Origin of the sequence: Pseudomonas sp. OST1909 (assembly GCF_015277575.1) — a bacterium.
Taxonomy (GTDB): Bacteria; Pseudomonadota; Gammaproteobacteria; order Pseudomonadales; family Pseudomonadaceae; genus Aquipseudomonas; species Aquipseudomonas synxantha_A.
The window spans coordinates 132,288-149,391 of the sequence record NZ_CP063780.1; the positions used below are offsets into that span (position 1 = coordinate 132,288).

Sequence of the window (17,104 nt, forward strand, 5' to 3'; positions counted from 1 at the left end):
CCTCATGAAGATTCTGGATGCATGGAGAATCTAATGTGGGAGCAAGCCCCCTCCCACATTGAGCTCTGTGTGCAGGTATTTAGTCGTCGAGGGCTTTGACGGACTTGGGTGACAGACGCAGGCTACGCAAGCTGCGTTTAACGCTCTTGAGGTGGTTGACCAGGCTCGGGCCGCGAGCCATGGCCACGCCCATCGCCAACACGTCGATCACCACCAGGTGGGCAATACGCGAGGTCAGCGGTGTGTAGATTTCGGTGTCTTCATGCACGTCGATCGCCAGGTTAACCGTGGACAGCTCCGCCAATGGCGTCTGGCTCGGGCACAGGGTGATCAGCGAAGCGCCGCTTTCACGCACCAGGTTGGCGGTGATCAGCAGGTCTTTGGAGCGACCGGACTGGGAAATACAGATGGCCACGTCAGTGGGCTTCAACGTCACTGCCGACATCGCCTGCATGTGCGGGTCGCTGTAGGCCGCGGCCGTCAGCAGCAGACGGAAGAATTTGTGCTGGGCATCGGCAGCCACCGCGCCGGAAGCGCCAAAGCCATAGAACTCGACGCGCTGGGCCTGGGACATCGCGGTCACAGCCTTTTGCAGCTCCACCGGGTCGAGCTTCTCGCGCACTTCCATCAGGGTGTGCAGGGTGGTGTCGAAGATTTTCAGGCTGTAGTCGGCGACGGAGTCGTCTTCATGGATGGCAAACTGGCCAAAGCTCGCGCCGGCCGCCAGGCTTTGCGCCAGCTTGAGTTTCAAATCCTGAAACCCGGAGCAACCAATGGCGCGGCAGAAGCGCACGATGGTCGGCTCGCTGATACCCACGCTGTGAGCCAGATCGGCCATGGAACTGTGCATCACGGCCGCAGGGTCAAGCAGCACATGATCGGCAACCTTGAGTTCCGATTTGCGTAACAGGTGGCGCGACTGGGCGATATGTTGCAACAGGTTCAAAGGGCAGGACTCTTGTTATTGGCAGGTGCCAGGGATGTAGCAAGCTTGTAGTTATACTACAAGAATTGTCGTTTTGCCCGTTCGATGCATCACTAAATCGCCCTGCTCCCCTCTGGTTTCAGCGGGCAGACGCCATGTAGCCATAAAGGCAGCCAACGCGGCGTTAAGAAAAATCTGCATTTTTGCGTAACAAATCCGCCAGCCCTTCGGCGTGCATTGGCGGGCTGATCAGATAACCCTGCACCTCATCGCACTGTTCACCGCGCAGAAAATCCAGCTGCTGCTGATCCTCCACGCCCTCGGCCACCACCTTGAGCGCCAGCCCATGGGCCATGGCAATGATAGCCCGCGTGATAGCGGCATCCTCACGCGCCTGACCGAGACCACGGATAAAGGCCTGGTCGATCTTCACGTAATCCACAGGAATACGCTTGAGGTAACTGAGGGACGAATAACCGGTACCAAAGTCGTCGATGGCCAGCTTCACCCCCAGGTCACGCAACTGCTGGAAAGTGGCGATGATGTGCTCAACGCTATCGAGCAACTGGCTTTCGGTGAGTTCCAACTCAAGGTATTGCGGGTCCAGTCCGGTCTCTTCCAGGACCTGGCGTACCAGGCTGACCAGCTTGCCCTGACGCAGCTGATGCACCGACAGGTTCACCGACACGCGAATCGGCGCCAGCCCCTGGCGCTGCCACTCGCAAGCTTGCCAGCACGCCTGGCGCAGCACGAACTCTCCCAACGGCACGATCAAGCCGGTTTCTTCAGCCAGGCCGATAAAGTCCCCCGGCGGCACCATGCCCCACTGCGGATGCTCCCAGCGAATCAGCGCCTCGGCGGCATTCAGCTTGCCGGTCGCCAGGCACAACTTCGGCTGGTAGAACACGCTCAGATGGCGCTCCTCGATCGCTTTGCGCAGGTGGTTTTCCAGCTGCAGACGCTCCAGGGTGCTGGCTTGCAAACTGTCGGTGTAAAACTGGAAATTATTGCCGCCCAGATGCTTGGCGTGCTGCATGGCCATATTCGATTGGCTGACCAACGCAGAGATTTCCCGCGCATTATCTGGCAGCAAGCTGACACCCATAGAAGCACTGACCACCAGTTCGTGCCCCTCCACCGTTACCGGTACCCGCAGTTTCGCCAACAGCCGCGTCGCCACGCGCGCCAGGCTCGACAAATTGCCGTAGGCATCGAACAGCACCGCGAACTCATCGCCGGACAAGCGCGCAATGGTGTCGGCTTCGGGCAGCGCATTGATCAAACGCCGGGCCATTTTCTGTAACAACTGGTCGGCCACTTCATGGCCCAGGCTGTCATTGAGCAGCTTGAAGCGGTCCAGGTTGATATGCAGCAGCGCCAGGCTGCGCCCGCCCTGGCGCACGCGTTGATGGGCTTCGTGCAGCCGTTCGCGAAACAGCGAACGGTTGGCCAGGCCGGTCAGCTCGTCATAGTGAGTAAGGTAGCGCATACGTTCTTCGGATTCGCGCCGTGCCGAAAGATCGGCGAAAAAGCCTACAATATGGCTGACGTTTCCCCGAACATCGCGCACCACATTCAGTTGCAACCACTGCGGGTAGAGCTCGCCGTTTTTACGCGTTTCTATCAACTCGCCCTGCCAGGTGCCACGGCTGAGCAGGGCCTGGCGGATCATCGGGAAGTGGCGTCGCGCATCGCGACTGCTGGGCAGCTCCACGACATTGCGACCAAGCATGTCGTGGATGTCAAAACCGGTGACACGGCTGAACGCTTGGTTCACCGCAATCAGCGCGTACTCGGGATCAAGGATCACGATCCCCTCGCTGGCCGCCTCGAACACCGTCGAGGCGAGCCGTTGCTGTTCTTCCAGCGCCTTGCTGGCACTGATGTCGCGGCGCGTGCCGAGCATCCGCACGACGCGGCCGTTAGGCGCACGTTCTACTGCGCGCCCACGGTCCTGGATCCACATCCAATGCCCATCGCCATGACGTATCCGGTATTCCACCTGATAATCCTCACTGCGACCTTTCAAGTGCTCCACCAGCGCGTGCTTGAGCAATGGCAGGTCGTCGGGGTGCAGGCGCGGCTTGAGGTGGCTGAGCATCGCCTTGACGTATTCAGGCTCCAGGCCGAACAGTTCCTTGAGCTGAGTGTGATGGACTTCGTCGGTTTGCAGGTTCCAGTCCCACAGGCCCAGTTCACTGGCTTGCAGGGCCATGGCCAGGCGCGCTTCGCTGGTATTGAGGGCGAGGCTGGCGGCATCCAGTTCCTGGCTGCGTTGCGCCACGCGGTCTTGCAGGCCGATTTGGGCTTCGCGCAGGTCCTGCTCGACCTGGCGGCGCTGCTCGACTTCACGCACCAGCTCCAGGTTCAGCTGCTCGCTGCGCTGCCGGGCCTGCTGCAGGTGCTCGATCAGGGCCTGGTTCTGGAAGCGACGCAACAGCCCGCGCTGGATCAAGCGGTTGACCTGCCACGCCACCAGGCTCAGGGACGCCAGCAGGATCAGGCCAAGCACGCCCCAGCCCTGCTGCTGTGGGGTGCCATTGCAGAAAAGATAAGTAATGGCCGGCAACAGGCAGGGCAAGGCAAATGACAGGAAGGCCCAAAGGCTCACGGCATAGGCCACGCTGGCCGACAAGGTAGCGGCGCCGATCAGGCCGAACACCCAGGCCTGATGCATGAAACTGTCGGTGGGTACCAGGGCGATGGCGGCAATGGACAGGGTAAGGCCGCTGACCGCCGAGCCGAGCATGAACATACGCCGCCACACCGGTTGGGCCTGGCGGCTGGGCATGGCCGAATCAAAAGCCGCCACCTGGATCACGCGCATCGCCACCAGAGCGAGTAACCAGAGCAACCAGAGACTGTCGAGCAGGTAGTGCTCGGGATTCCACAGCAACCAGGCGCAGACCAGGCCATTGACCAGCATCAGCAGCGTCGGCAGCAACGAGCCCTGATACAGCAGGCGTGTGCGCTCGACCGCCATTTGGGTTGCATAGTGTTTGCGGATGACCTGCGCGGGCGCCACCGAGGGGCCAAACAGGTCAGTGCTAAGGGTCATAGGCGATGTTCTTATAATGGTGAACCCGAAACGTCGACGGAGCATACACAAGCAAGCGCCTGGGCCAAACTGCCCCACGTCATAAAAAACCGCCTGCAATGGGCCGCAAACCTTTGGCCCAGACAGCTTGAGCAAGACGCGGCGCGGGCTGCGGCCCATGACCGACCGGTCATCCCTCGCGACAGAATCTTTGCCCGCTGGGTGGTGTGCGAAGTGTTTTGCGTCGACCACCGGGCATTGGGATTTGCCCGAGCCCCTTTAGGCCCATAGAATGCGTCGATGCGCGATGATCTCTCTCTTTTGCTGAACTCCCTCAACGATGCCCAACGCCAGGCCGTAGCGGCCCCCGTTGGCCGTCAGTTGGTCCTGGCCGGTGCTGGCTCCGGTAAAACCCGAGTGCTGGTGCACCGTATCGCCTGGTTGATCCAGGTCGAAAACGCGTCCCCGCATTCCATCCTGTCGGTGACCTTCACCAACAAGGCCGCTGCCGAGATGCGCCATCGCATCGAGCAGTTGATGGGCATCAGCCCGGCCGGCATGTGGGTGGGTACCTTCCACGGCCTGGCGCACCGCCTGTTGCGGGCCCATTGGCAGGAAGCGGGGCTGAGCCAGACCTTCCAGATCCTCGACAGCGATGACCAGCAACGCCTGGTCAAACGGGTGATCCGCGAACTGGGCCTGGATGAACAACGCTGGCCGGCGCGTCAGGCCCAGTGGTTTATCAACGGCCAGAAAGACGAGGGCCTGCGCCCGCAACATATCCAGGCCAGCGGCGACTTGTTCCTGGCCACCATGCGCAGCATTTATGAAGCCTACGAGGCGGCCTGCGCACGCGCCGGCGTGATCGACTTCTCCGAACTGTTGCTGCGCGCTCTGGACCTGTGGCGTGACAACCCCGGTTTGCTGGCCCATTACCAGAAGCGCTTCCGCCACATCCTGGTCGACGAGTTCCAGGACACCAACGCCGTGCAGTACGCCTGGTTGCGCCTGCTGGCCAAGGGCGGCGACAGCCTCATGGTGGTGGGTGATGACGACCAGTCGATCTACGGCTGGCGCGGCGCGAAAATCGAGAATATCTATCAGTATTCCGAGGACTTCCCGGACGCGGTGACCATTCGTCTGGAGCAGAACTACCGCTCCACCGCCGGGATTCTCAAGGCCGCCAACGCCTTGATCGCCAACAACACCGGGCGCCTGGGCAAAGAGCTGTGGACCGACGGCGGCGAAGGCGAAGCGATCAACCTGTATGCCGCGTTCAACGAACACGATGAAGCACGCTACGTGGTGGAAACCATCGAAAGCGCGCTGAAAACCGGGCTGGCCCGTAGCGATATCGCGATTCTGTACCGCTCCAACGCCCAATCGCGGGTACTGGAAGAAGCCTTGCTGCGCGAACGTATCCCGTACCGCATCTACGGCGGCCAGCGTTTCTTCGAGCGTGCCGAAATCAAGAACGCCATGGCCTACCTGCGCTTGCTCGAAGGCCGTGGTAACGATGCGGCGCTGGAGCGGGTGATCAATATCCCGGCCCGCGGCATTGGCGAGAAAACCGTTGAAGCGATCCGCGACCATGCGCGCCATGCCGATGTGTCGATGTGGGAAGCCATGCGTTTGCTGATCGCCAACAAAGGCTTGACCGGCCGCGCCGCCGGGGCCTTGGGGGTGTTTGTCGAGCTGATCGAGAACCTGGCCGCCAAGTGCGCAGAAATGCCCCTGCACTTGATGACCCAGACCGTGATCGAGCAGTCCGGCCTGATCGCCTACCACGAGGCGGAAAAAGGCGAGAAAGGCCAGGCCCGGGTCGAAAACCTTGAGGAACTGGTCAGCGCTGCCCGCGCCTTTGAAAACACCGAGGAAGATGAAGAGCTGACGCCGCTCGCCGCCTTCCTGGGTCATGCATCACTGGAAGCCGGCGATACCCAGGCCGATGAGCATGAAGACAGCATCCAGTTGATGACGTTGCACAGCGCCAAGGGCCTGGAATTCCCCTATGTGTTCCTGGTGGGCATGGAAGAAGGCCTGTTCCCCCACAAGATGAGCCTGGAAGAGCCCGGCCGCCTTGAAGAAGAACGCCGCCTGGCCTACGTGGGCATTACCCGGGCGATGCAGAACCTGGTGATGACCTACGCGGAGACCCGACGCCTGTATGGCAGCGAGACCTACAACAAGGTGTCGCGTTTCGTACGTGAAGTGCCGAAGGGCTTGATCCAGGAAGTGCGCCTGTCCAACAGCGTCAGTCGCCCGTTCGGGGGCGGCCAGCAGCAGAACTCCAGCACTATGTTTGCCGGTTCCGAGATTCCTGAAACCCCGTTCAGCCTTGGCCAGCAGGTCAAACATGCGATCTTCGGCGAAGGTGTGATCCTCAATTTCGAAGGCGCCGGTGCCCAGGCCCGGGTGCAGGTGAACTTCGCCGAAGGCAGCAAGTGGCTGATGATGGGTTACGCGAAGCTCGAAGCGGTCTGAAGCGAGCTGTTTGTGGCGAGGCAGCTTGCTCCCTCGCCACAAGAAACACTGCGTAACATGAAGATTATTGGCCCGCCCTTGTTTTAGAAGAGCACGGGCCAATATCTGTAGTTAGTCCTACAGACCCTTCGGATTTGGTCTTACGCAAAAGCCCGAAACATTATGCCGCTAGCCACTGCCACGACACCTGTGCAACATGGCGCGCGTGCAATCCACAAATGGGAATTCCCTTTATGAAACGTTTTCTTAGCATCGCCATGGCGTTGTGCATCGGCTTGACGATGAGCCTGGACGCCAACGCCAAACGCTTCGGTGGCGGCAAAAGCTCTGGCGCAGCGCCGACTCACCAAACCAGTCAAATGGCTCCATCCGCCGGTGCCGGCGGTGCTGCCGCAACTGCGGGTGCAGCCGGTGCGGCTGGCGCTGCTGCCAAGGCCGGCGGTGCTTCGCGCTGGTTGGGCCCTCTGGCCGGTATCGCCGCCGGTGGCCTGCTTGCGTCCATGTTCATGGGCGGCGGCTTCCAGGGCATGCAGATCTTCGACATCCTGATCCTGGCCGTCATCGCCTTCGTGATCTTCCGCTTTATCGCTGCCCGTCGCCGCAAGCAGCAGGAGCACCTGGCTCCAGCCGGCGCGCCGATGCAGCGTGAAGTGTTCGAGCAGAAGCCAGCCATGGGTTCGATCTTCGGTGGTTCGGCAGCACCTGCCGCCGCCCGTCCGGTGATCAATGCTCCGGCCTGGTTCAACGAAGAGCGTTTCGTAGAAGCGGCCCGCAGCCACTTCCAGTCCCTGCAACAGCACTGGGACGCTAACGAAATGGACAAGATTGCCGAGTTCGTGACCCCGCAACTGCTGGAGTTCCTCAAGCGCGAACGCGCCGAGATCGGCGATGCGTTCCAGTCGACCTACATCGACGACCTGCGCGTACAGCTTGAAGGTGTGGATGATCGTGCCGACAAGACTATCGCCACCCTGACCTTCAGCGGCGTGTCGAAGTCGTCGCGTTTCGACCAGGGCGAAGTGTTCAGCGAAAGCTGGAACATGGAACGTGCCCAGGGCGAGAACCAGCCATGGCTGGTCGCCGGTATCCGCCAGAACGGCTGATACTCACGCGTTTGAGCAAGCGGTAACAAAAACCCCGGACATGTCCGGGGTTTTCTATTTCACGGTTGCACTTATAGCGAGCTACTGTATAAAACGCCCCTATAAACCGCGCCATCTAGCAAGAGGATCCCGGCCGTGGAAGAAATCATCGAACAATTGCGTGAAGCCAACGAACCGGTCCCGGTTCCTTTGGAGCTGCCTGACGAAGACCTGCTGGTGGAGATCGAGGAACAACTGTTCATCGACATCCCCTTTGTCTTCCGCGAATTCCTGCTGACTGTCAGCGACGTGGTGTACGGCAGCCTGGAGCCGGTGACCGTCACCGACCCACAATCCCATACCTACCTGCCGGACGTTGCCGCCAACGCCTGGGACGCCGGCGTCGACCGCAGCATGATCCCGATCTGCCAGGACGGCGATGACTACTACTGCGTCGAAGAAGACGGCACCGTGGTGCTGTGGTCCGGTGAAGAAGAACTCGTTACCGAAGAAACCTGGGAGTCGGTGTGGCACTGGGCGCGGGACGTCTGGCTGGAAAGCTGAGTCCCACACCCAACCTTTAGTGCTCCGGCGTATCCTTGTGGTTATCTAATGTTTCCAACAAGGCCACCTGCATCCGCGTATGCACCCGGATAAACCAGCGCCAGAGCACCGCAGCCACTGCAGCCGTGACCACGGCGATCAGCACCAGCAACTTGTTGGTCGGCAGAATGCTGGCCGACAAGGCTGCCAGTAACAGGAAGATCACCAGCAGTGAGAGCAGCGGAATCAGCTCCGCGATCACCCTTCGCACACGCTGGGTATGCCGCCCGGCCATCTCCGGCTTCACACTCATCTCGGCCAGCAACATCGACAGCGCCTTGAGCTTGCGATACGCCGCAATCAGGAACGGCAGCGACAACAGCAGCGCCCCGCCCCAGATCAACGCCTTCTGCCAGCTCTGATCACTGATCCAGCCTTCCAGATACCCGCCGATGCGCGCCGCGAAAAAACTGCCAGCGAAGAAGATCGCGATCACCAGTGCCAGATTCACCCCGACTTGCAGGATGATCTTGCGGATCATCGAGGCCAGCATTGCACCCTCGCCCTGGGGCTGGATGCTGCGCAGCCATTCGCCATACAGTCCGAATACCCGGCTCATGCGCTTGGGCATTACCGCTGCGATCTTCAACGACAGCGGGTCAGCCCCGCGAATCAGGTAGGGGGTGAGCAAGGTCGTAATCGCCGAAACAGCCACGGCCACCGGGTACAGGAAGTCGCTGGTCACCTGCAAAGTCATCCCCAGCGCTGCGATGATGAAAGAAAATTCGCCAATCTGTGACAGCCCCATACCGACCCGCAACGAAGTACGACCATCATTGCCCGCGATAAAAGCGCCCAGGCCACAGGAGAGCATTTTGCCCAGCACCACAGCCACGGTGATCACGGCGATCGGCCACGCGTATTGCAGCAAGATCTGCGGGTCGATCATCAAGCCAATCGCGACAAAGAAGATCGCGCTGAACATGTCGCGAACGGGTTCGATCAAGCGCTCAATCTTAATCAACTGACGGGATTCAGCCATGATCGCGCCAATCAGGAAGGCGCCGAGCACCATGCTGTACTCCAGCTTCACCACCAGCAGGCAGAAGCCGAAACACAGGCCCAACACTGTGATCAGCAGCATTTCGTTGCTTTCAAACTTGGCCACGTAAGCCAGCAGGCGCGGCACCAGCAAAATGCCGATCACCAGCGCGACGATCATGAACAGTGAGAGTTTGCCGACCGTGGAGAACACTTCGCCTGAGCTGACCGTGCCACTGACGGCGATGCTAGACAGCAGGGCAATGATGCCGATGCCCAGGATGTCCTCGACGATCAATACCCCGAAAATCAGCTGGGCGAAACGCTGGTCTTTCATCTTCAGGTCATTGAGGGCCTTGACGATGATGGTGGTCGAGGAAATCGCCAGGATCGCGCCGAGGAACAGCGAGTCCATGGTGCTCCAGTCGAACCAGCGGCCAATCTCATAGCCGATCCAGATCATCAGGACGATTTCCAGGAAGGCCGCGATAAACGCCGTGGCGCCCACCTTGAACAGCTTGCGCAGGCTGAACTCCAGGCCCAGGCAGAACATCAGGAAAATCACCCCAAGCTCAGCCAGGGTCTTGATCGTGTCTTCATCATGGATCAGGCCAAACGGCGGGGTATGCGGCCCGATAATAAAACCCGCGACGATGTAGCCCAGCACCACCGGCTGCTTGAGGCGGTGAAACAGGATGGTCACAACCCCTGCCACCAGCATGATCACGGCCAGGTCCTGGATAAAGCTGATGGCGTGCATGGCGAGGGACTCCTTGAGGTACCAGCGCTTTTCCCACTTCCGGCCGCCTTTGTACGGTCGCAAAGAGCGGAAGGAAAAGTCTGCCTTGATCGTAAGAAATGCCCTGAGATGGGCTTTTGAAGGTTAACACCGCGACTTCTGCTGAAAAGCCGGTGCAATATATGGAAACAGATCGATGCACGCGTGACGGCAAGCTGCCCACCAGCGTCCCGTTAGGGATGGCGCTGCAAAGACTCCAGCACCCGCAGAGGTGCCCTCCCCCCAACCAATGCCTACAACCCGTGAGTGTGCTATGGAACCCGGAAACGCCCAGCTGTCGATGACGGTACTGATGACCCCTGACATGGCCAACTTCTCAGGCAATGTCCACGGCGGCACGCTGCTCAAGTACCTCGACGAAGTGGCCTACGCCTGCGCCAGCCGTTATGCCGGTCGTTATGTGGTCACGCTGTCGGTGGACCAGGTGATTTTTCGCGAACCGATCCATGTCGGTGAACTGGTGACTTTCCTCGCGTCGGTCAACTACACCGGCAATACGTCGATGGAAGTGGGCATCAAGGTGGTGACCGAGAACATCCGTGAACGCTCGGTGCGCCATACCAACAGCTGTTTCTTTACCATGGTGGCCGTGGACGACCAGCGCAAACCTGCCGCCGTGCCGCCGCTGCAGCCGCAGAACAGCGAAGACAAGCGCCGCTTTGTGCAGGCCCAGCAGCGTCGGCAGATTCGTCAGGAGCTGGAAAAGCGTTACCGGGAGATCAAAGCCGACGCGCCGTAATTTGTAAACCCACGGGCTCCCTGTGCTTACAAACTGATCGGTGTGGCTTCGAAGCGCACACGAGGGTGGGCAATACGGTCCTGAGCCCGCACCAGTTCCAGTTCATAACTGGCGCAGGCCTGGGTCTCCAGTAGCACTTCATGCACCGCTGCGGCGGTGAATTCAAAGGCTGCCACCAGGCTATCGCCCAACAGCACCCGCGCCAGGAACAGGCCCGACGTCAGGTCACCCACACCCACCGGCTGACGCGGGAACGCCAACAGCGGCCGACGCAAGTGCCAACTGCCCTCAGCCGTCACCAACAGCATTTCAAAACCTTCCGGCAGTTTGCCTGGGTAATCCAGGTGCTTGACCAGCACCGCTTTGGGCCCGCGGGCCAGCAACGCCTTGGCCATGACCAGGCAATCAAACAGCGATTGCGGCTTGCGCCCGGCAAAGCTGTCCAGTTCCAGTTGGTTGGGGCACAGGAAATCTGCCATGGCCGCAGCCTCATCAAGCAGGAAATCGCTGACCTCCTGTGGCACGATGCAACCCTTTTCCGGGTGGCCCATCACCGGGTCGCACAGGTACAGCGCCTTCGGATTGATCGCTTTGATACGGGCCACGCCGCTAAGGATTGCACGGCCCTGATCGGCGCTGCCCAGGTAGCCGGACAGCACCGCGTCACAGTTGCCCAGCTCACCAATCGCGGCAATGCCTTCTACCAAGGCCGGAATTTGCTGCGGCGCCAACACTTCGCCCGCCCACTGTCCATACTGAGTGTGGTTGGAGAACTGCACCGTATTGAGCGGCCAGACATTCACTCCCACACGCTGCATGGGGAACACGGCGGCGCTGTTTCCGGCGTGGCCAAAGACCACATGAGACTGGATCGCAAGCAGATGAGGTGTGCGTTTCATGCGGGAGATTTCCGTAAAGCCGTTGAAATTCTGGCCGCGCAGTATGCGACTAAACGCAGCCTGTACGACAGACCGGCGACGCAGTTAAGCTGCTCTCACTTTGTTGGAGTTCATGGAATGCTGACCCTGGGAAACATCTTCGTGCTGATGCTGCTGGCGACTGGCGCCGCCTGGGTTTGGCACAACCACGGCCTGCGTGAGCGGGCGCTGGAGCGGGTCAAGCAGCATTGCGCCAAGCTTGATATCGAATTGCTCGATGGTGCGGTTGCGTTGAAACGCATCGGTTTTGTGAAGGATGCCAATGGCCGGCGGCGCCTGGCACGCGTCTATAATTTCGAATTCACCGTGACCGGGGAAACCCGCCATGCCGGGACGATCACCCAATTCGGCGCCCACAGTGCGCAGATCGAACTGGCACCCTACCCGTTCGAAGCCAAGGAACCACTGCCTAGCGCCGAAGTGATCGAATTGAGCCAATGGCGCCAGGACCACGCCACCAAGAACCGTCAGTAGCGGCAGGCTGCCAGCGCAGCCTGCAATGCGGCCACGTCCCGTGGTTCGCTGAAGATCAATTCGATACGCGAATCGCGTCGCCATTCGCTGGGTTGCCAGGTTAGGACGCTGTTATCCACAGCATTGGCCGAAACCCAGTCTTCGCCGCTGTGGATAACCAGTTTGGCACGATGCCAGTCGAGGCCTGATAGCCAGCGATGCAGACGGCTGACATCGAATTGCTGGCTGGGGTGCCATCGCCAGCCGATACTCCACCCCCCCTCCTGGCCCTGACTCAAACAGATGGGCAAGGCAGGATCGCTCCAGATGGCCGGCATTTGCGCAAGGCCTTCAGGCGCCGCGAAGTTATCCACAGCCGCTTGGGCCTGCGCATTCAAGCCCGGCAACTGGTCGATTGGCAGCTGAGCCTGGCGTGTCCAGTAAAGCGCGCAATCGGGTAGCTGCCGTTCAATCGCCTGACGCTGTGCGGCATTCAGGGCCTCATCCTTGTTCAACACCAGCAGGCCAGCACTTGCCAGCGCCGCTTGCTGTGCCTGCGGCAAGGGCTTGCCTGCTGCCAACGCCTGGGCATCCAGCACCAGCACGCTGGGCTGCACGGCCAGCACGTCTTGCCATGGAGCTTCCCGCAGTTGTTTGAGCAACTGCGCAGGATGACCCAAACCTGAAGGTTCTATAAACAGCCGATCCGGTTTGGCCTTACGCAGCAAACGGCCCAGGCCTACCTGGAACGGTGCACCATTCACACAGCACAGGCAGCCACCCGCTACCTCGCCCAAGGCGACGCCGTCAGCGTCTTGAGTCAGCAAGGCAGCGTCCAGGCCGATCTGGCCAAATTCGTTGATCAGCACCGCCCAACGCTCGTTGGCCGGGCGCTGAGCGAGCAGGTGCTTGATCAGGCTGGTCTTGCCGGCGCCCAATGGGCCGGCAATCACATGGGTGGGTATGTTCTGCAACATTGGAAACATCATTCTGGCCGTGTAGAGCGTTTGATCCTACGCGGTTATGCCAGCCAATCCAGCGTCAGGATCAACCGGCGCTCATCGGCCTTGAGCGCTGGCGAACGATGGATCAGGCCATGCCCTTCGTTGCCGTGCCATTTGGTGCCCTTGAGCAGCGCCACCTCACCGCAGTGGATCTGCTCGATACGCCCGGTAGGTTCAGCATCCGCCTGGCTCAGTTTGCGGCGATCCATCACACCTTCGCGCAACCATTGGCTGCCGATACCGGCATAGGTGGTGATCAGCCGAACCGGCACATGATCAACGTGAAAACGCGGGCACATGGCCTTGTCCAACAGCCGCAAACGTACGCCAATACGCTTGGCGCCGAGCAGGCAGGCAAATGCACTGACCAGCCATGACAGATCGGCGATAAAACCTTCGTAACCCTCAAGATCGCGGCAACTGGATGCCAGACCCTGCAAGTTCGGCACGGCGTCCTCGTTTTCGAGCTCAATCACCAGGGATTCGGCGAGCGGCTCATTGAGCGCCACCAGCAAAGCGCCGAACTCGGCGATATGCAGGGGCAGCTGACGTTGCCACAGCGCCAGGTTGACGCCATCTTCGAGGATATCGGACAGTGCCAACGGAGTTTGCCCACACGTCTGGCGGATCACGGGGCGCAGGGGGATAACCGGGGCCAGCATCAGGCGACCTGCTCATACCAAGGGCCGAAAGGATCAGGCAGCTGGCGCCAACCTTCGACACCCAGGGCCATTTCTTCATCATTGAGCAGGCAGGCATCCAGCTCCGCACGCATCAGGTTGAAGTCGATGTTTTGCCCGATAAACACCAGCTCCTGGCGGCAGTCCCCTGTGCTCAGTTGCCAGTTGCCCATGATCGCGGCCACGCTTTCCTCGTCCTGTGGCCATTGGCTTTTTGGCACAAAGCGCCACCAGCGTCCGGCAAAGCCATGGCGCATCAAGCCACCGGCCTGGGACCAACTGCCGGCGTCCTGATGTTTGCTGGCCAACCAGAAGAAGCCCTTGGAGCGCAACAGTTTGCCGTTCACCCAAGGGCGATCGATAAAGTCGAAAAAACGCTGTGGATGGAAGGGGCGGCGCGCACGGTAAGCGGTGGAGGCAATACCGTATTCTTCGGTTTCCGGCACATGCTCACCGCGCAGCTCCTGCAACCAACCCGGCGCCTGGGCAGCGCGTTCGAAGTCGAAACGGCCGGTGTTGAGGATCTTGTGCAGCGCCACCTCGCCCATGACCATCGGGATAATTTCCGCCTGGGCGTTGAGGCGCTCAAGGATGGCCATCAATTCTTCACGCTCGCGGCTGCTGATCAGGTCGATTTTGCTGATCAGGATGACGTCGGCGAATTCGATCTGTTCGATCAACAGGTCAGTGATGGAGCGCTCATCTTCTTCACCTAGGGTTTCGCCGCGGGAAGCCAGGCTTTCGGCGGCCTGGTAGTCGAGCAGAAAGTTCATGCCATCGACCACGGTAACCATGGTGTCCAGGCGTGCAATGTCGGCCAGGCTTTGCTCGTTTTCATCGCGAAAGGTGAAGGTTTCGGCCACGGGCAGCGGCTCGGAGATACCGGTGGATTCGATCAGCAGATAATCGAAACGCCCTTCCTTGGCGAGCTTGGCGACTTCTTCCAGCAAGTCTTCACGCAAGGTGCAGCAGATGCAGCCGTTGCTCATCTCCACCAGTTTTTCTTCGGCACGATTGAGCGTGACGTCGCGCTGCACCTCGCTGCCGTCGATGTTGATTTCGCTCATGTCGTTGACGATCACCGCCACCCGCAAGTTGTCGCGGTTGCGCAGGACATAGTTGAGCAGTGTGCTTTTACCGGCGCCGAGAAAGCCGGACAACACGGTCACGGGGAGACGATTGGGCATCAGGTATTCCTCATCAGGGTTGGCCGGTCAAACTGCCCGTTTATGGCGTTCGCGCAGCTCTTCACGTTCTTTGGCTTCGATACACAGGGTTGCGGTGGGGCGCAGCAGCAGGCGTTGCAGGCCGATGGGCTCGCCGGTTTCACGGCACCAGCCGTATTCACCGCGGGCCAGCAGCTCCATGGCGTCGTCGATCTTGTCCAACAGCTTTTTTTCCCGCTCGAGCAAGCGCAGTTGCCATTGGCGTTGTTCTTCGGCGCTGCCGATATCCGCCAGGTCGCTGTTGGTTTCCTGCTCGCGCAGCGCCTGGAACTCAGCGTCGATACGCGCTTGCAGTTCATCGCGCTGAGCCAGCAGCAGTTCGCGGAAGAAGCGCTGTTGGGCTTCATTCATGTAGTCAGTAGCCGGTTGGGCCAGCAATTCTTGTTCGGTCATGGGAAACGGTTCACGGGTGGGTCTGTGCTTTTATGTTATAGTATAACAATACAAATAAGCCAACCTCCCTTGCTCCTCACGACGAAGGGCGCAATGCTTGATCACTTTCGCCCCCCCGAGAAACACGATGAGATACGTACTGTGCGCCCTGCTATTGGCAACCGCAGGACCTGCCTGCGCCCAAGTCCCAAGCCCGTTGGCCAACTGCACCCGCAGCGCCACCTTGCTGGCTTGCGTGGACCCGCTGGGCAATGCCTACAGCGTGGCGACTGCGGGCAACATCACTTACCTGCGCGGTTTCGAAGTGATCGGCAAACGCTATTGGGCGCAGACCAATAGCCGCTATGGGCAACTGACGTTCTTCACCGGGTTGGCATCGGATGGCGAGGCGTGGGTTGGCTACACGCGTCGCGTGGGCTGGACCACCATCAACCGGTTTTCCAGTTCAGGCGGCGCCAGCGCCAAGTTCACCTGTAACCGAATGACCGGCTGTTAAGCCTGGGTTTTGTGCTGTTCCTGCACCCAAGCCATGTAGCTGTTGATGGGCGGGTTCTTCTGGAAGTACTGTTTCAAACCTTCAAAAAGCCGATCCGCCACCGCTTGTTGATGACGCGCCGTCACCAGCCTCTGGGCGTCTCGCGCGTTGGAGATAAACCCGGTCTCCACCAGAATCGAAGGCACGTCCGGTGACTTGAGCACCGCGAACCCTGCCTGTTCCACCCGCTTCTGATGCAGGCTGGTGATGCTTTGCAAGCTGCCCAATACCGCGCTGCCCAATTGCAGGCTGGAGGCGATGGTGGCGTTCATGGACATGTCGAGGATCACCCCGGCCAGCATCGGATCCTTGTCCTTCAGATTGAGTAACGTCGTGGCGCCCAAGAGGTCTGCGCCGTTCTCGCGCTGGGCCATGAACCGCGCCGTGGCAGAGGTGGCACCGCCTTCCGACAACGCATACACCGAAGCGCCCGATGCAGTAAGCCGTGGCGCGGCGTCGGCGTGCACCGAGATGAACATATCGGCCTTGTGCTTGCGGGCGATGTCCACGCGCTTGCGCAGCGGTACGAAGAAGTCGTCGTTGCGCACCAGCTTTACGGCAAAACCTTTTTCACGTTTCAAACGTTTCGCCAGCAACTGGGCGATCGACAGCACCACATCTTTTTCGCGCTGGCCCTTGGAGCCGACAGCGCCCGGGTCTTTGCCGCCATGGCCGGGGTCAACCACCACAATGATGTCGCGTTTGGGATGCGCCTTGTCCGCCGGCACCACCAAGGGCGCCGGTTCAGCAGCGATTTGACGGGGCGCGTGCGTGGCGTTGGTCAGGTCCAGCACCAGGCGATGGCCTTGGCCATCCTGGGGCGGCAGCACAAAACTGTTGAGCTGCATCGGCGCGACCAAATCCAGGACGATACGCGTATCGCTCTTGCCGAAATGCCCGGAGCGGATCGAGGTAATCCCACTGTTCTTCAGCGCCAGTTGGGAAAAGTCGCCGCTGAGCCCGGCGCCACTCAAGTCGATGATCAGACGATCCGGCGACGTCAGGGAGAACGTCTTGTATTGCACCGGGCCGCTAAGGTCGAACACCAGCCGCAGCTTATCGTCAGAGCGCCACAGCCGCGCATTGCGGATCTGCGTGGCGTAGGCCCCCAAAGGCAACGTGAACAAGGGGCTGACCAGCAGCAGGTTAAGGAGCTGACGTCTGTGCATGACATATACCGCAGATAAAGGAGCATCCCTACTCGACAGGACTGAACAAAGGCTGG

The 17,104-nt window shown here is 60.2% G+C and carries 15 protein-coding genes; 6 read left to right on the forward strand and 9 right to left on the reverse strand.

Going from position 1 to position 17,104, the window contains the following annotated elements; all coding sequences use genetic code 11:
• Positions 1-79: 79 nt before the first annotated feature.
• Together hexR and IH404_RS00590 are read right to left on the reverse strand one after the other, a co-directional pair.
• Complete coding sequence (gene hexR / locus IH404_RS00585; protein ID WP_003177007.1) at positions 80-946, reverse strand: transcriptional regulator HexR; 867 nt, start codon at positions 944-946, stop codon at positions 80-82.
• A gap of 163 nt (positions 947-1,109) precedes the next feature.
• Positions 1,110-3,983, reverse strand: coding sequence for an EAL domain-containing protein (locus tag IH404_RS00590; RefSeq protein WP_194439620.1), 2,874 nt, complete (start codon positions 3,981-3,983; stop codon positions 1,110-1,112).
• Between the two features lie 279 nt (positions 3,984-4,262).
• Between IH404_RS00590 and uvrD the strand changes: the two genes are divergently transcribed.
• From uvrD to IH404_RS00605, 3 genes are all read left to right on the forward strand, one after another.
• Positions 4,263-6,446 carry a DNA helicase II gene (gene uvrD, locus IH404_RS00595; protein ID WP_005792565.1) on the forward strand — a complete coding sequence of 728 codons (2,184 nt, stop codon included), beginning with the start codon at positions 4,263-4,265 and terminating at the stop codon, positions 6,444-6,446.
• A gap of 233 nt (positions 6,447-6,679) precedes the next feature.
• Complete coding sequence (locus tag IH404_RS00600; protein ID WP_005792566.1) at positions 6,680-7,549, forward strand: Tim44 domain-containing protein; 870 nt, start codon at positions 6,680-6,682, stop codon at positions 7,547-7,549.
• Between the two features lie 135 nt (positions 7,550-7,684).
• Complete coding sequence (locus tag IH404_RS00605; protein WP_005792567.1) at positions 7,685-8,092, forward strand: SMI1/KNR4 family protein; 408 nt, start codon at positions 7,685-7,687, stop codon at positions 8,090-8,092.
• Positions 8,093-8,108: 16 nt separating this feature from the next.
• Here IH404_RS00605 and IH404_RS00610 read toward each other — a convergent pair whose 3' ends face one another.
• Positions 8,109-9,872, reverse strand: coding sequence for a cation:proton antiporter (locus IH404_RS00610; RefSeq protein WP_005792568.1), 1,764 nt, complete (start codon positions 9,870-9,872; stop codon positions 8,109-8,111).
• 292 nt (positions 9,873-10,164) lie between these two features.
• Between IH404_RS00610 and IH404_RS00615 the strand changes: the two genes are divergently transcribed.
• Entirely contained in the window at positions 10,165-10,650 is a 486-nt protein-coding gene (locus IH404_RS00615) for an acyl-CoA thioesterase (protein WP_003195747.1), read from the forward strand.
• 26 nt (positions 10,651-10,676) lie between these two features.
• On the opposite strand, the gene pdxY is transcribed toward IH404_RS00615, so the two are convergent.
• Entirely contained in the window at positions 10,677-11,549 is an 873-nt protein-coding gene (gene pdxY, locus IH404_RS00620; protein ID WP_005792569.1) for a pyridoxal kinase PdxY, read from the reverse strand.
• 117 nt (positions 11,550-11,666) lie between these two features.
• Between pdxY and IH404_RS00625 the strand changes: the two genes are divergently transcribed.
• Complete coding sequence (locus IH404_RS00625) at positions 11,667-12,062, forward strand: DUF3301 domain-containing protein (RefSeq protein WP_005792570.1); 396 nt, start codon at positions 11,667-11,669, stop codon at positions 12,060-12,062.
• Here IH404_RS00625 and IH404_RS00630 read toward each other — a convergent pair.
• Genes IH404_RS00630 through dksA form a run of 4 tightly spaced genes read right to left on the reverse strand, consistent with a single transcriptional unit; the run spans position 12,056 to position 15,344 of the window.
• Positions 12,056-13,018 (reverse strand): CobW-like GTP-binding protein, encoded by a 963-nt coding sequence (locus tag IH404_RS00630; RefSeq protein WP_005792571.1) that lies wholly within the window; start codon positions 13,016-13,018, stop codon positions 12,056-12,058. The genes IH404_RS00625 and IH404_RS00630 overlap by 7 nt on opposite strands.
• A 44-nt stretch (positions 13,019-13,062) precedes the next feature.
• The gene (locus tag IH404_RS00635; RefSeq protein WP_194439622.1) at positions 13,063-13,707 is read right to left on the reverse strand and encodes a DUF1826 domain-containing protein; all 645 of its coding nucleotides are present in this window, start codon (positions 13,705-13,707) and stop codon (positions 13,063-13,065) included.
• On the reverse strand, positions 13,707-14,912 hold the full coding sequence (gene zigA / locus IH404_RS00640) for a zinc metallochaperone GTPase ZigA (RefSeq protein ID WP_005792573.1): 1,206 nt from the start codon (positions 14,910-14,912) through the stop codon (positions 13,707-13,709). Before zigA ends, IH404_RS00635 begins: the two co-directional genes overlap by 1 nt.
• A 27-nt stretch (positions 14,913-14,939) precedes the next feature.
• The gene (gene dksA, locus IH404_RS00645; RefSeq protein WP_005792574.1) at positions 14,940-15,344 is read right to left on the reverse strand and encodes an RNA polymerase-binding protein DksA; all 405 of its coding nucleotides are present in this window, start codon (positions 15,342-15,344) and stop codon (positions 14,940-14,942) included.
• A 127-nt stretch (positions 15,345-15,471) separates the two neighbouring features.
• Between dksA and IH404_RS00650 the strand changes: the two genes are divergently transcribed.
• Positions 15,472-15,840 carry a hypothetical protein gene (locus IH404_RS00650; RefSeq protein WP_032803757.1) on the forward strand — a complete coding sequence of 123 codons (369 nt, stop codon included), beginning with the start codon at positions 15,472-15,474 and terminating at the stop codon, positions 15,838-15,840.
• Here IH404_RS00650 and IH404_RS00655 read toward each other — a convergent pair.
• The gene (locus tag IH404_RS00655; protein WP_194439624.1) at positions 15,837-17,048 is read right to left on the reverse strand and encodes an N-acetylmuramoyl-L-alanine amidase; all 1,212 of its coding nucleotides are present in this window, start codon (positions 17,046-17,048) and stop codon (positions 15,837-15,839) included. The two genes, IH404_RS00650 and IH404_RS00655, sit on opposite strands and share 4 nt — an antisense overlap.
• Between the last annotated feature and the right edge of the window lie 56 nt (positions 17,049-17,104).

What these genes read in the sequence shown, in the direction of transcription:
- IH404_RS00590 (WP_194439620.1), bottom strand. Translation starts at nt 3,983, where the DNA reads ATGACCCTTAGCACTGACCTGTTTGGCCCCTCGGTGGCGCCCGCGCAG.
- uvrD (WP_005792565.1), top strand. Translation starts at nt 4,263, where the DNA reads ATGCGCGATGATCTCTCTCTTTTGCTGAACTCCCTCAACGATGCCCAA.
- IH404_RS00600 (WP_005792566.1), top strand. Translation starts at nt 6,680, where the DNA reads ATGAAACGTTTTCTTAGCATCGCCATGGCGTTGTGCATCGGCTTGACG.
- IH404_RS00610 (WP_005792568.1), bottom strand. Translation starts at nt 9,872, where the DNA reads ATGCACGCCATCAGCTTTATCCAGGACCTGGCCGTGATCATGCTGGTG.
- IH404_RS00615 (WP_003195747.1), top strand. Translation starts at nt 10,165, where the DNA reads ATGGAACCCGGAAACGCCCAGCTGTCGATGACGGTACTGATGACCCCT.
- pdxY (WP_005792569.1), bottom strand. Translation starts at nt 11,549, where the DNA reads ATGAAACGCACACCTCATCTGCTTGCGATCCAGTCTCATGTGGTCTTT.
- IH404_RS00625 (WP_005792570.1), top strand. Translation starts at nt 11,667, where the DNA reads ATGCTGACCCTGGGAAACATCTTCGTGCTGATGCTGCTGGCGACTGGC.
- IH404_RS00630 (WP_005792571.1), bottom strand. Translation starts at nt 13,018, where the DNA reads ATGTTGCAGAACATACCCACCCATGTGATTGCCGGCCCATTGGGCGCC.
- IH404_RS00635 (WP_194439622.1), bottom strand. Translation starts at nt 13,707, where the DNA reads ATGCTGGCCCCGGTTATCCCCCTGCGCCCCGTGATCCGCCAGACGTGT.
- zigA (WP_005792573.1), bottom strand. Translation starts at nt 14,912, where the DNA reads ATGCCCAATCGTCTCCCCGTGACCGTGTTGTCCGGCTTTCTCGGCGCC.
- dksA (WP_005792574.1), bottom strand. Translation starts at nt 15,344, where the DNA reads ATGACCGAACAAGAATTGCTGGCCCAACCGGCTACTGACTACATGAAT.
- IH404_RS00650 (WP_032803757.1), top strand. Translation starts at nt 15,472, where the DNA reads ATGAGATACGTACTGTGCGCCCTGCTATTGGCAACCGCAGGACCTGCC.
- IH404_RS00655 (WP_194439624.1), bottom strand. Translation starts at nt 17,048, where the DNA reads ATGCACAGACGTCAGCTCCTTAACCTGCTGCTGGTCAGCCCCTTGTTC.